The organism is Blautia wexlerae (assembly GCF_013300825.1).
Classification (GTDB): domain Bacteria; phylum Bacillota; class Clostridia; order Lachnospirales; family Lachnospiraceae; genus Blautia_A; species Blautia_A wexlerae_B.
In genome coordinates this window covers 41,075-54,470 of the sequence record NZ_JAAIMY010000004.1, presented here as the reverse complement: position 1 = coordinate 54,470, position 13,396 = coordinate 41,075, and the positions used below count along the sequence as shown (strand labels likewise).

The following is a 13,396-nucleotide window of genomic DNA, read 5'->3' as shown; positions in this document are numbered from 1 at the left end:
AAAATGATAAAGTTTGAAAATGTAAATGTAACAATGCAAGGAAAAAGAATTCTGTCAGATATAAATCTGGAGATACAGGATGGGGAGTTCGTATTGATATGCGGGGAAAGTGGATGTGGAAAAACCACAATGACAAAACTGATTAATGGATTGATTCCGCATTTTGTAAGGGATGTCAGCGTAGATGGAACGATTACGGTTTGCGGGAAAAATGTTGCAGAGATGCCTATGTATGAGATTGCAGAGCTTGTAGGGTCTGTTTTTCAGAATCCAAGAACTCAGTTTTTTTATACGAATTCTAATGCTGAGATGGCATTTGGCCTGGAAAACAGAGGCGTGAAACCGGAATATATACGAAAAAGAATTAAGAATACAATAAATGAATTAGATATAGAGAAGCTGGAAGACCGGGATGTATTTTCCATGTCAGGTGGTGAGAAACAGCTTCTTGCGTTTGCATCAGTATATGCCATGAATCCGCAGATTTATGTGCTGGATGAGCCGTCAGCGAATATTGGATATAGCAGCGATGGAAAAGCTGAGTGAAAGAATGAAGGTAATTAAGGAGAAGGGACATACTGTAGTTGTGGCAGAGCATCGTCTGGCATGGATCCAGAAATTCGCAGACAGAATTATTTATATGAAAGAAGGACGTATAGAACAAGAATTTACATCAGATGAGTTTAAGGCTTTGTCTGATCTGAAACGAAAACAAATGGGGCTCAGAAGTATCGTTCCTGAACAGATACAGATCCCGGAGATTACAGGAAACTCAGAAGACGCAGTACTTCAGATTTGTAACCTTTCATGTAAGAGAAAGAAACAGATGATTTTTCAGAATATTAGTTTATCTGCAAGAGCGGGAGACATCATCGGTATCACAGGGAAAAACGGTGCCGGAAAATCTACTTTTTGCAATTGCTTGTGCGGTCTGCTTAAGCCCAAAGGCGGCGAGATTCTGTATCAAGGGAAAAAGCTGTCGGAAAAGGCCCGGACCAAACTGTTCGGGATGGTCATGCAGGAAGTCAATCATCAGTTGTTTTCAGATAGTGTGAAAAATGAATGTCTGCTTGCAAATGAAGAAGCCTCTGAACAAGAAATCAGGGAATTACTTGAAAAATTTGACTTGGAAGAGTATGCAGAATATCATCCGATGATATTATCTGGTGGACAGAGACAGAGGCTTGCTATTTGCCAGGCAGTTATGGGTGAAAAAAAGCTGCTTATTTTCGATGAACCTACCAGTGGGTTGGATTTTAGGCATATGTGTCAGGTGGAAAAATTGATGAAACAATTGTCAGAAGAAAAATATATTATTATAGTTGTAACACATGACTATGAGTTTTTGAATCGAGCTTGTAAGAGGTATATTAGAATAAATAGTTAACTTTTAGGAAAGGAAAACGGATTAAAGGAAGAAATTATCCATTCATGAACGGCTTGAGATTAATAAGAGGATTATTCAAGAAAAGCAGGGAAAAGATAAGCCGGAGAGAGGGGCTGATCGGGGTGTAAGATAGGTAAAAGTTAAGACTGGAAGTCACTGGTGTAGGTGGCTTCTGGTCTTTTTTCGCAACCACAGTTAGACTGTCCCCATTTGGCGGTCTGGATTTTTTTGACTGTTGCGAGAACATCGTCAGAATTTGTCGGCGGTCAGGTTGTATCATGTGCGGCTCCCTCCTTGTAAGCCGCCGTGAGTGCCAGCGTCAGCGCGTCATCCCTTTTGAGGGTAATCGAGTAGGAGGAATTTCTCTTAAATGAGAAATTCCGACCTCTCACACCACCGTACGTACGGTTCCGTATACGGCGGTTCAATCAACTTAACAAGTAACACACTTTTCGGTGTAGTAATCTAACATTGAGATTAGATGTAGTGGCAGAGTTTCGGAAAGATGGAAAACTGGTTCCTATATTCTTTAACCTGGGAAGATGGAAGAAAATATAACATCGACAGAATTTTGAAAATCGAGCGATGTGCTAGCAGAAAGGCAGGCGGTGTAGGAATGATGTACACCTGTATGATACAGAATCGTAAAGAAAAGGTTCAACGTTAGCCTTATAATAGTGTCATAAAAGGAGGAATCACAATGAATGATTTAGTAGAACAGATACTTGAACTAATTAAAGGCAAGAAAACAGCTATTGATATGCAGGCGATTATGTTCCAGTCAAGAAGTACGACTTATAGGAAATTAAAAGATGAAGGAACTTCAATAAGTGAAATTAAAAATTTGTATCAAGATTGTGGAGCTTTTTCAGTAATCAGAAAAAAAGATGATATGTCTAGGAGAGCATTTAAAGAAGAATTATCAAAATTTTTGCTGTGTGATCCGGATGATGTATGGAAAAGATTTAATTAACGCTACCATATAGGTGTTATTGAGTACAAAAAGGAAATAAAAAAGAAAAATCAATTAACGGACTTAGAGTTTGATTTACTAAAGAGACAAATATTATTCATAATAAGAAGAGAGCCACATACGCTAAAACAATTATGTGAGATCACAAATAGATCAAGAAGCTATGTTTTAGCTGCACTGAAAGACCTGGATCAGGTTCTTGGAGGATATGGAGGTGGACTTGGAAAAGGGTATTTTATAGTGAGTTCGGAGAAAGAAAGATTATTACATGCTTCATGGTGTGCAAATTGGAAAAAATCAATGCAGTATTGTTAGAAAATTAATGATTATTAACCTGCAGGGATAGTCACTTTCCCTTTATATTCCTGCAGGTTTTACATAAGAAGATGGATTCCGGTCAGCAAAGGCAACTCCCACAATGCCTTTTGGATATCCGCTTCTGCAAATTGTAGTAAGTAATTGCTTCCCATCAAAATCATGGGGAAAGCGAACTGGTCTGAAAGACCGCCAGTTAGTGTGATGATGATAAGGAGATTTTGAAACTGATGACAGACAGAGATTATGCAATTAAATCAATGAAAAAGATTACCTTCCAGATGGCAAGCCATGCGCAGGATTATCTGGAAGTAACGATGGAGAGACATTATACAGATATCAAAGAACTGATGACAAGCTATCAGAAATTGATTTTGGAAAATCAGATTGTGTTAGAAGAACTGGATATGGAGTGCCAGGAGAAAATCAATGAAGATATGGCATATGTGTTGAGTTATCTGAGCATTTATAACAATCAGCTGAATGTGCCAAAGATGCATCGGGAAATGAATAACCTGATGATCATTTATGGCTTGTCAGATATGATCTATCGTGGAATGACACTGGTTAAGTTCTATGCACCGAATGGTGTGATGCTCAGCGAAATCCTTCATTCCTGTTTTTGCAGTCATTATAATAAGACAGATGTGGAAGTACAACAGGAGTTAGGAATAGGCAGGACTTCTTTTTATAAAATGAAGAAGCAGGCACTTGGGTATTTAGGATTTTATTTTTATGAGATCGTGGTACCGCAGGCAAAGGATAAAAGATTTAAACCGTCACTGGGCGTTGAGGAAGAGTAGGTGAGTAATATGAGATACGAAGATTCGATGAAAGGTGTAGCTGATCAGATAATCAAAGAACAGCAGCGAGTCAGTAAAATTAAAAACAATCCAGAAGAGTTCCATTGGCATGACGAATATGCAACGTTGAATTTCTTTCGGTTTATCTGCAAAAAATATCGGTAACTTGGGAAATAGAGAAATTGAAAAAATGGTCACACGCTTAAAGAGCATAGATCAGAAAGCAGTGGAAAACCATGTGAATGGTGCTGTTTGGGCATTTGATTATGATAAGATGTTCTGTGTATTGAGGGAAAATGAAATTTGCCGAAAGGTGTGTGAAAAGAATAAATATAACAGTTGGATGAATCTAATTGGACAGTATTGTGTTTCAAGGACTTAAAGACGAAGAAAGTTGTTGGAGAGAAATAATTTCCAGCAACTCTGTCTTTAATGAATAGAGTTCATTTTTTTATTCAACTATTCCCATGATATATGCAATATGTAAATGTGCAATTCAAATATCAGTTTATGCTAAGTGCAAAAATAATAATAATAATTACTATTATTGACAAAAGAATAATTATCATGTATAATACAGATATACAAGAAACAAAGTGTTAGAAAAATTGCTAGGAACTTGGTAACAAAAATAAATCGACATTGAAAAGGGAAAATGACTATGAAAAAATATGAATGTGAACCATGTGGATATATTTATGATCCGGCAGTAGGAGATCCAGACGCCGGTATCGCTCCAGAAACTGCATTTGAAGATATTCCAGATGACTGGACATGCCCAATCTGCGGATTAGGAAAAGATGTTTTCGTTCCTGTAGAAGACTAAGCAGAAAATGCAGGTACGAAACTGCCAGACATTAAAAGAGCCTAAGAGAACATATAAAAGAAATGGAGGTTAAATTATGACTTACGATTTAAACATTACCTTTGATGACAATTTAGTAACAGGAAATAAAACAATCGATACACAGCACAAAGAATTGATTGACCGTATTCAGAACTTTGTAATTGCCTGTCAAAATGGCGACAGCAAGGTAAAGGCGATCAAACTTCTGGATTATCTTAACGAGTATACTGACTTTCATTTTAAAGAAGAAGAAGCACTTCAGGAAAAAGCCGGTTATCCAGAGCGTGAAAAACATTATGAAAAACATGAAGAGTTTAAAAAGACAATTCAGGAACTGTATGAATACCTTCAGGAGTATGAAGGACCAACAGATCGGTTCAGTGAACTTGTACAGAAAAATGTAATCGACTGGCTGTTTGGACACATTAAAACATACGACCGCTCTGTGGCAAAATTTATCTTTATGAAACAAAATCCAGACCGATGCTAAAATAAACCAGGGAACGAGTTCACTCAGAATGTAGACAACGTGATGAAGTAAACTAGGGGCTGTCACAATGCAGCCCCTTTCCTGTTATAGCGATATTCTAGGTAATATATTGCGCTGGCATGACATATTATTTTACTACTACTATATGGGAAGAGCAAGCAGCTCTTCTTTTTTTGTCCTTTTTATCCAATTTTAAGTTGTAAAGTCTCTTTTCATGCCAACAGAAATATGCTAAATTGATTTTATAGAACAAGATATAATTCCACTTATATATCGGAGGAAAATGAATGAGATAGAAAACTATATATGAGAAGATTGCAGAAAAGTATAACACAACACCAGAAGAAGTACGCAGAGAAATGCAGCTAGCCATAGATGCAGGATTTGATAATCCTGACCCGGCTGTGTAGGAAGAATGGAAGAAAATGACACTTAAAGGAGACAGGCCCACACCGGAAGAAGTAATCAATTACGCAGTAAAAAAATTAAAATGAAATTAAAAATATGAAGAAAAAAATAATTGCAGTAATTTCAGGAACAGCAATCTTGATAATTGCTGCAGGAAGTATTTATGGGAAATTTGAATCCAGTCATAAAGAAGGCGAACCAGATGTAGTTGGAACTTTTTCTGTAAATCGGGATGAAAATAAGAGGATATTGAAGACGGGGAATCGGTAATGACAGCCGAATATAGACCTGTAGAATACGGAAAGGACTATGATGTTGTCAATAATCCTGATAAATTTCAACTATATATAATATAGATGGAAAAGAGATTAAATAGTAATCTCCTGAAAGCAAGCTTTTTGTCAATTATTTCAAAGAAAAATTAAAGGATAACAATACATAGTTTTGACAATGATATTTTGAAAAATTTTATAGGAATGCTCTATTATCAAATTGACATAGGAATATGGTAGTGTATAATTAGAATTGAATACACTGAAAAAATGGAGGAATTACATGAAAGCACATAAATATTGGTCAGTAGGAGCATTGATCACAATGCTTGAGACTTTTTACACTGGATATAAAAAGCAAAAATCAAGTCACAAATACTTTGCTTTAAGTTCTATGTTATGTATGGTAATGGCGATATATACAGGTCATAAAATGATTACCGGGAATAGGAAGAAAAAGGCGAATAAAGAGAAAGATACAGAAAGGGAGGGATAAATAATGTTGGAAGTAGGGGGTATGGCACCGGATTTTGAGTTGCCAGATCAAAATGGGAAAATACATAGATTATCGGATTATACAGGAAAAAAAGTGATTTTATATTTCTATCCCAAGGATAATACAGCGGGATGCACGAAACAGGCATGTGGGTTTTCTGAGCGATACCCTCAGTTTACCGAAAAAGGAGCAGTTATTCTTGGAGTCAGTAAGGATTCTGTATCCTCTCATAAGAGATTTGAGGAAAAATATGGATTGGCATTTACACTTTTAGCAGATCCAGAGCGGAAAGTTATTGAAGCGTATGATGTATGGAAAGAAAAGAAAAATTATGGCAAAGTCTCTATGGGAGTAGTAAGAACCACATATCTTATTGATGAACAGGGGATTATTATAAAGGCAAATGATAAAGTCAAGGCTGCAGATGATCCTGAAAATATGCTCAAGGAATTAGATTAATGAAGATAATATTATCCCCTGCTAAAAAGATGATTACAGATACTGACAGCATAGCGCCGGATGGATTGCCTGAATTTATTGAAAAGACGACAGAGATACAAAGTTGGTTGAAAAGTAAGTCAAAAGAAGAACTGAAGACTATCTGGAAATGTAATGACAAAATTACAGAACAGAACTTCAATAGATTGGAAAACATGGATCTTTATCATTTACTTACCCCAGCTGTCTTATCATATGAAGGAATTGCTTTTCAATATATGGCTCCATCCGTGTTTGAGGACAGTCAGTTCGAGTATGTACAAAATCATTTGAGAATAATATCTGCATTTTATGGTGTGTTAAAACCAAGGGATGGTGTGACGCCTTATCGTTTGGAAATGCAGGCGAAGGTTGGAATAGGAGAAACAAAAAATCTGTATGCGTACTGGGGAGATTTATTATACCGCTCAGTGATTGATAACAGCAGGATTATAATCAATCTGGCATCGAAAGAATACTCTAAGTGCATAGAAAAATATCTGACACGACAGGATAGATACATTACGATTACATTTTGTGAGTTATCAGGAGATAAACTGGTGACAAAAGGTACATATGCTAAGATGGCCCGTGGTGAAATGGTTAGGTTCATGGCTGAAAACAGAATTGAAAATCCTGAGGATATTAAGAAATTTGATAGACTAGGCTATTCATTTCGCTCTGATTTATCATCAGATGCAGAATATGTTTTTGAACGGAAAACAGAGATAACATCTTGTTAAAAAGATACTTGTTATGGGTATTTTTTTAATAAAGTAATTCGATTTTTCTTAAAAAATCATTACCATAACGATTATGATATTATATTTAAAGGTATTTGTCCAAAATATAGAGAAAGTAAATGAATAGCATAGTTATTGAAATGAATATTATTTAAGGTTAGAGATAAATTGTGAAATGAAGACAAACAAGAAAAGTAAAAATTTAATAGGTATTATACAGAGTTTCCTTATATTGATATTGGTAGTTCTTATTATTTTTATGATGATTCAGATTAGTAGGCTGCAGGGAACAGCACGCGTAATAAATTATGCCGGTCTGGTACGTGGAGCTACGCAGCGCGAAATAAAATTAGAAATTACAGGAAACCAAAATGACGAATTAATTAAATATTTGGATGATATTCTTCTTGGATTGAGATATCAGGATGGACATTATGACCTGGTAAAACTCAATGACGAAGAGTATCAGGAAAAATTGCAAATCCAGAGTGATTACTGGGATAAATTGAAAACAGAAATTGAAGCAGTAAGAAACAAGGGATACGAAAATACAGACATTGTTAATATGAGTGAAATATATTTTACGATGGCAGATGAAACTGTCTCTGCCGCAGAAAGTTATTCAGAAAAAATCGCTGTAAAGATTCGTACCATAGAGCTTTTGTCGGCACTTGATATGTTGAGTCTGGTGATATTGGTTATTATGCAGACTCTAAAGGCAATGCAGATGGCAATGCAAAACAGACTGCTGGAACAAAAAGCATTCGTAGATGCCCATACTGGACTGCCAAATAAAAATGCCTGTAATGAGCTACTTAATAAAAAAGATATAATTACAGATTCTACAGCATGCATAATGTTTATTACAAAAACACAATAAAAATCTGATTATCCGCTAAAACACAGTATCTATCAGCATTTTCAAGGGAACAAATACATCAATTTACTACTTATTTACTACCATTGAATGAGCCTTGATACGCCAGTTTTCCTAGATATGCAAAGATATGGTACAGCACATCAGTATTGAAACAAGAAAAAAATTGAATATTTTATAGACTATGGAACGCCTAAAATGACGTTCCTTTTCTATTTCCAGCCGTTCTTATTGGACGGCTATTTTATTACTCAAAATGAAAGGAGCATTAGATTTATGAAAAAGACATGGAAACGATTGTGTACGGGCTTCTTAGCTCTTGCGACTGTCGTTACTGCTTTACCGACGACACCCGTCCATGCAGAAAGCAAGCAATACTGGACGGAGTCAAAAGAGCGTGTCGGTATCGTTGAAAAAGTAATGAATGACGGTTCGATTGGTTCTACCTTTAATGAGGGACATTTGACCGTTGAGGGCGAGGACGCTTACTGTATTGACATCAACACAGACTTTAAGAATGGTTACAAGACCAGAGCTGACGCAAGCTCACGCATGAGTACCGACCAGATAAGCGACGTTGCCTTATCTATCGAATATGTAAAACAGTACACAGACAGCCACAGCGGAATAAGCAAAAATCACGCTTACCTTTTAAGACAGCTTGTAGTCTGGCAGAGATTGAGCGTACATCTTGGCTGGCAATGTGATAACGTGCGAGCTTCTTATGATGAAATTCAAAAGGCTACGCAGGACGAAGTTTTCTCTGGTGCAAAAGCCTTTGTCAAAGAAAATAAAGGACGCTATGAATGTGGCGGTTATATCTACTCTGGCGAGGGGCAGGAATTAGGACAATTCTGGGCGAAGTTAAATGTCGGAAATGCGAAACTGCAAAAGACTTCCAGTAATACCAGCATTACAGACGGTAACGGGAATTACTCAATCGCTGGTGCAACATACGGTGTCTTTTCTGATAAGGACTGCACAAAACAGCTTGCCACCCTTACGACTGATGAAAATGGAAATACAGATGTTGTAGAGGTAAAAGCAGGTACAGTCTATATCAAGGAATTATCCGCACCAGCAGGATATAAAGTAGATAAAACTGTATATTCCTTAAAGATTGAAGCTGGAAAGACAGCGACTTTGAACGTATCTGATACGCCAAAAGTAACGGACACTTTGATTGAGCTTTTCAAGATAGATATGGAAACACAGAAAGACAATCCGCAAGGGAACGCTTCTTTAGCAGGTGCGGAATTTACATGGAAGTATTATGCTGGCTTCTACAATAAAGAAAATCTCCCTGCCGAAGCTACTCGTACATGGGTTACAAAGACAATCGCTGAAACAGATAGAGACGGGACAACCCACTACATCACAAAATTAGCGGACGCATACAAGGTATCTGGCGACAGCTTCTATATGCAGGACGGCAAGGCGGTTCTTCCACTTGGAACGCTAACCGTAGAAGAAACAAAAGCTCCAAACGGCTACTTGTTAGAGGGTGCATATATGCAGGCTGGCGATAAGTCCGAACAGATAAAAGGCTTATACCTTACACAGATTACCGAGGACGGCGACCTTGCCGTATTATCTGGAAGTAACCAGTTTTCCGTATCGGATAAAGTTATCCGTGGCGGTGTCAAAAATCAGAAACGAGATTTAGAAACGGGCGATACAAAGCCACAAGGAAGTGCAACCTTGAAAGATACTGATTTTGACATCATTTCCTTAAATGATAATTCTGTTTTGGTTGAGGGCAAGTTATACAAGAAAAATGAAGTGGTAAAGACAATTCGTACAGATATTGAGGGTGTCGCTTCTACTTCTTCTGACCTTTTACCTTATGGAAAATTCCGTATCGTTGAAAGTGAAGCTCCCAACGGTTACTTAACTGATGGTGCAAAACCGATTGATTTTACAATCACAGAAAATGGAAAAATCGTGGACTTAACCGACGAAGCCCATTCTATCTATAATCAGATTAAGCGTGGAGATATTGAGGGTGTAAAAATCGGTGCAGGCACACACAAGCGTCTTGCTGATGTTCCGTTTCGGATCACAAGCAAGACGACGGGCGAAAATCATGTAGTGGTAACTGATGATAACGGGCAATTCTCCACTTCTGCTGACTGGGCTTCTCATAAGCACAATACCAACGCAGGCAAGACCAGCGAGGACGGTGTGTGGTTTGGAACTTCTGAACCAGACGACAGCAAGGGTGCATTACCTTATGATACCTACATCATTGAAGAATTACGCTCTGATAGTAACAAAGGCTTTGAACTTATCCCACCTTTTGAAATCGTGGTATCAAGAAATAACCTTGTGATTGATTTAGGAACGCTGACTGATGAATACGAAAAAGAAATCTCTATTCATACCACAGCGACCAGCAAAGACGGCGAAAAGACTATCCTTGCAGGAAAGGAGGTTACAATCGTTGATACTGTCAAATTAGACGGACTTACAAAAGGCACAAAATATCAGCTCAAAGGCTGGCAGATGTTAAAGGAAGAAAACGCCGAGCTTATCATTGACGGGAAACGTGTGGAAAATGATTATACCTTTGTCGCTGATGATGAAGAAATGAAAGTGGAAATTTCCTATACATTCAATGAGTCTGCTTTAGGTGGCAAAAACCTTGTTACCTTTGAAGAATTGTATGATTTAAGCAATCCAGACGAACCCGTAAAAGTTGCGGAACATAAAGACATTGAGGACGACGGGCAAACGGTACTTATCACAGAGCGTATCGTCAAAATTCATACGACTGCTACGGATAAGGACGGCAATAAAGAACTTGAAGCAGGAAAAGACGTTACAATCATTGATACCGTAACCTTAGAGGGCTTAGAAGTCGGTACACAGTACAAACTTGTGGGCTGGCAGATGTTGAAAGAAGAAAATGCAGAGCTTCTTATCAATGGAAAGCGTGTGGAAAGTGATTATATGTTTACCGCTGACAGCGAAACTATGAAAGTGGAAGTTGCCTTTACCTTTGACGCTACTTCCCTTGACGGCAAACAGCTTGTAACTTTTGAAGAATTATATGATTTGAGCAATCCAGACGAGCCGAAGAAAGTTACCGAGCATAAGGATATTGAGGATAAGGGACAGACGATTACTTTTAAGGAAAAGCCAGAAGAACCAGAGAAACCCGAAACACCACCGACACCGGAAAAGCCTAACAGACCTAGCGACAGTCCCAAAACGGGCGACAGTACAAATGTAATGGCATTTATCGTGATGTTGCTTGCGTCTGCTGGTGGACTGGCTGGAACATATCTTTACAAACGCCGTAAAATGAAGAAATCATAAGGCGGTAACGGTATGAGGAAAGAAAAATCACGCTCTCCGCCGAAGCTGTCAAACGGCAGATTTTTGCTTATTCTGGCTTGTCTGCCTACAACCTGCAAGAACACGGATAGTCAAGGGTGCGTAAGCATTGATTTTACCCTTTACTATCTGGGGGATTGCTGGTACTTCCCAAACCGCCAGAATAAGAAATCACAATTAAAAAACTTATCAAATATAGAAAGAAACGAGGTAAAACAATATGGAAATGAAATATGTCGTGCCAGATATGGCACAGTCTTTTGGAACTCTTGAATTTGCAGGCGAAAGCGAGCCAGTCTTTGAAAGAGATAAAAATAATCGCAGGGTCTTAGCCAGACGAAGCTATAACCTTTATTCCGACGTACAGAAAGGCGAAAATGTTGTGGTAGAAATTCCCGTGCAGGCTGGCGAAAAGAAGTTCAAGTATGAGCAGAAAGTAAAACTTGTCAATCCGAAGTTATACGGCAGAGGTTACGCAATCGGGGATGTGGGACATACCGATTATGTATTAGTTGCTGATGATATTGTAGCAGTTGAAGAAAAGTAAAGGAGTGAAGAATTTATGAGATTATCAAACGGGTTTGTTATTGACAAAGAGAAAACATTTGGAGAATTAAAGTTTACAGCGGTGCGTGATGTGTTCTTACAGAATGAGGACGGGACACCGAGTACCCAGCTTAAAAAGCGTATCTATGATTTGAAGTGCAGTCTGCATGGTGGAATTATCCCCGTGTCTGTACCGCCAGAAGTACCGTTAAGGGAATTTCCGTACAATGCAGTCGTGGAGCTTGTCAATCCAGTAGCCGATACGGTATCAAGAAAGACCTATACGGGTGCAGATGTGGACTGGTATGTAAAGGCAGAGGATATTGTGTTGAAGAATAAAGGCAACCAGAACGCAGGCAATCCACAGAATAATAACACACAGGGACAACCGAAAAAATAGTAATTGATATACCTTTCAAAAAAAAGTGTTGTTCAATTAAAATATACTGTTGACATTCATTGTACTGTGTAGTACGATATACCTATCAAGAAAACAGTGAGGTGAACAACATGAACTTAGACAAATGGAAATCTCAAATAGTGCGAGGTACATTGGAATATTGTATTTTGCTAATGCTGGATAAAAAAGTATATTATGGGTATGAGATTTTACAAGAATTGAGCAAATATCCTATAATTACTTCTACGGAAAGTACAGTATATCCATTGTTAAGAAGATTACAAAAGGAAAACTACTTGCAATCAACTTGGCAAGAGTCCACAGAGGGCTTGCCACCTCGTAAGTATTATTCATTAACACCAGACGGGAAAAATTATCTGGACGCTATGAATACTGAATGGGAAAATTTATTAAATGCTATGTCTGATTTGAAAGGAGAATAAAATTATGAATACTACGTTTGAAAAATACTTAGATACTATTGATAAATGTTTGAAACCACTTCCAACTTCTGAACGTGTTGATATTGTAAAGGAAATAAAAGGCTCTATTTTAGAAATGGAAAGCGAAAACCTCTCAACAGAACAAATTTTAACTAGATTAGGAAAGCCAAAAGACCTTGCAAAAGCCTATCTTGGAGATTTACTTGCAAAGGAAAACGGTTTTAGCTGGAAAAGATTTTTAACAGTTTGTGCTTTTTATAGCTTAGTAGGTTTTTCTGGATTGTTTGTAATACCAGTTTTAGTTATTGTTGCACCTACTTTTATTCTGTGTGGTGTTGCTTCTGCTGTATTAGGGATTATAAAATTAGTAGATTATTTATTACATTTGAATATTCCTTATGTAGATTATATTGGTTTTCAATTTGGAAATACAGCTTTAAGCCCTATCCCAGTATTTATCTTATCACTAATCACGGGGATAATCTTGTTCTTATTAGGACGAGGTGCATGGAAGTTATTGATTACCTATTGCAAAGGTATTAGTAAAACTAAAAACAATTTATCAATTTAATATGTATGT

Annotated in this window: 15 protein-coding genes and 3 pseudogenes; all 18 read left to right on the top strand. The window is 37.5% G+C overall.

What is annotated here, in order from left to right; all coding sequences use genetic code 11:
• Nucleotides 1-3: 3 nt before the first annotated feature.
• A complete protein-coding gene (locus tag G4417_RS16875; protein WP_243872062.1) occupies nucleotides 4-546 on the top strand; it encodes an ABC transporter ATP-binding protein in 543 nt (180 codons plus the stop codon).
• Between the two features lie 4 nt (nucleotides 547-550).
• Nucleotides 551-1,387, top strand: a complete 837-nt coding sequence (locus tag G4417_RS16870) for an ATP-binding cassette domain-containing protein (RefSeq protein WP_243872061.1) — start codon at nucleotides 551-553, stop codon at nucleotides 1,385-1,387.
• Between the two features lie 700 nt (nucleotides 1,388-2,087).
• The gene (locus G4417_RS03505; RefSeq protein WP_173682644.1) at nucleotides 2,088-2,360 is read left to right on the top strand and encodes a hypothetical protein; all 273 of its coding nucleotides are present in this window, start codon (nucleotides 2,088-2,090) and stop codon (nucleotides 2,358-2,360) included.
• Nucleotides 2,361-2,935: 575 nt separating this feature from the next.
• Nucleotides 2,936-3,478, top strand: coding sequence for a hypothetical protein (locus G4417_RS03500; RefSeq protein ID WP_243872060.1), 543 nt, complete (start codon nucleotides 2,936-2,938; stop codon nucleotides 3,476-3,478).
• Nucleotides 3,479-3,487: 9 nt separating this feature from the next.
• Nucleotides 3,488-3,860 (top strand): annotated as a pseudogene (locus G4417_RS17460) (hypothetical protein).
• 279 nt (nucleotides 3,861-4,139) lie between these two features.
• Nucleotides 4,140-4,304: a rubredoxin gene (rd, locus tag G4417_RS03495; protein WP_015524975.1), complete on the top strand. Its 165-nt coding sequence runs from the start codon at nucleotides 4,140-4,142 to the stop codon at nucleotides 4,302-4,304.
• 76 nt (nucleotides 4,305-4,380) lie between these two features.
• On the top strand, nucleotides 4,381-4,815 hold the full coding sequence (locus G4417_RS03490; RefSeq protein ID WP_019161195.1) for a bacteriohemerythrin: 435 nt from the start codon (nucleotides 4,381-4,383) through the stop codon (nucleotides 4,813-4,815).
• Nucleotides 4,816-5,117: 302 nt separating this feature from the next.
• Nucleotides 5,118-5,309, top strand: a pseudogene (locus G4417_RS17455) (sporulation initiation factor Spo0A C-terminal domain-containing protein).
• Between the two features lie 10 nt (nucleotides 5,310-5,319).
• On the top strand, nucleotides 5,320-5,493 hold the full coding sequence (locus G4417_RS03480; protein WP_173682642.1) for a hypothetical protein: 174 nt from the start codon (nucleotides 5,320-5,322) through the stop codon (nucleotides 5,491-5,493).
• Nucleotides 5,494-5,778: 285 nt separating this feature from the next.
• Nucleotides 5,779-5,991 (top strand): DUF6219 family protein, encoded by a 213-nt coding sequence (locus G4417_RS03475; RefSeq protein ID WP_173682641.1) that lies wholly within the window; start codon nucleotides 5,779-5,781, stop codon nucleotides 5,989-5,991.
• Between the two features lie 3 nt (nucleotides 5,992-5,994).
• Nucleotides 5,995-6,450 (top strand): thioredoxin-dependent thiol peroxidase, encoded by a 456-nt coding sequence (bcp, locus tag G4417_RS03470; RefSeq protein WP_173682640.1) that lies wholly within the window; start codon nucleotides 5,995-5,997, stop codon nucleotides 6,448-6,450.
• Entirely contained in the window at nucleotides 6,450-7,211 is a 762-nt protein-coding gene (gene yaaA / locus G4417_RS03465; RefSeq protein WP_173682639.1) for a peroxide stress protein YaaA, read from the top strand. The genes bcp and yaaA overlap by 1 nt, the downstream gene beginning before the upstream one ends.
• Nucleotides 7,212-7,386: 175 nt before the next feature.
• Nucleotides 7,387-8,073, top strand: a pseudogene (locus G4417_RS03460) (GGDEF domain-containing protein); the annotation flags it as partial.
• A gap of 291 nt (nucleotides 8,074-8,364) precedes the next feature.
• Nucleotides 8,365-11,409, top strand: a complete 3,045-nt coding sequence (locus G4417_RS03455; protein WP_173682638.1) for an SrtB-anchored collagen-binding adhesin — start codon at nucleotides 8,365-8,367, stop codon at nucleotides 11,407-11,409.
• 238 nt (nucleotides 11,410-11,647) lie between these two features.
• Complete coding sequence (locus tag G4417_RS03450) at nucleotides 11,648-11,974, top strand: YdcP family protein (RefSeq protein WP_074074962.1); 327 nt, start codon at nucleotides 11,648-11,650, stop codon at nucleotides 11,972-11,974.
• A 15-nt stretch (nucleotides 11,975-11,989) separates the two neighbouring features.
• Nucleotides 11,990-12,373: a YdcP family protein gene (locus G4417_RS03445; protein WP_007286209.1), complete on the top strand. Its 384-nt coding sequence runs from the start codon at nucleotides 11,990-11,992 to the stop codon at nucleotides 12,371-12,373.
• A 110-nt stretch (nucleotides 12,374-12,483) separates the two neighbouring features.
• The gene (locus tag G4417_RS03440; protein ID WP_007286208.1) at nucleotides 12,484-12,816 is read left to right on the top strand and encodes a PadR family transcriptional regulator; all 333 of its coding nucleotides are present in this window, start codon (nucleotides 12,484-12,486) and stop codon (nucleotides 12,814-12,816) included.
• A gap of 4 nt (nucleotides 12,817-12,820) precedes the next feature.
• Complete coding sequence (locus G4417_RS03435; protein WP_161276711.1) at nucleotides 12,821-13,387, top strand: HAAS signaling domain-containing protein; 567 nt, start codon at nucleotides 12,821-12,823, stop codon at nucleotides 13,385-13,387.
• The last annotated feature ends 9 nt before the right edge of the window (nucleotides 13,388-13,396 follow it).